Origin of the sequence: Pseudomonas sp. 32_A, assembly GCF_017490905.1 — a bacterium.
Lineage (GTDB): Bacteria > Pseudomonadota > Gammaproteobacteria > Pseudomonadales > Pseudomonadaceae > Aquipseudomonas > Aquipseudomonas inefficax.
On sequence record NZ_JAFGYI010000523.1, the window covers coordinates 1 to 237 of the forward strand.

General features: G+C 62.9%; 1 protein-coding gene. It reads left to right on the top strand.

All coding sequences use genetic code 11. The features are described 5' to 3' along the window. The coding region (locus J5M58_RS27680) for an amino acid permease (protein WP_207880733.1) at positions 1-237 on the top strand (237 nt) is incomplete at both ends.

The window sequence follows — 237 nt, forward strand, 5'->3', positions numbered from 1 at the left end:
CGCCGCCGCCAAGGACCACACCATGCCGGAGTTCCTGCGCCGCGAGAACGCCAACCAGGTACCGGCCAACGCCCTGTGGCTGACCAACGCCATGGTGCAGATCTTCCTGGTGATCACGCTGTTTTCCGCCGGTACCTATACCAGCCTGATCTACCTGGCCTCGTCGATGATCCTGGTGCCCTACCTGTGGTCGGCGGCCTACGCCGTGCTGTTGGCGGTGCGTAAAGAAACCTACGA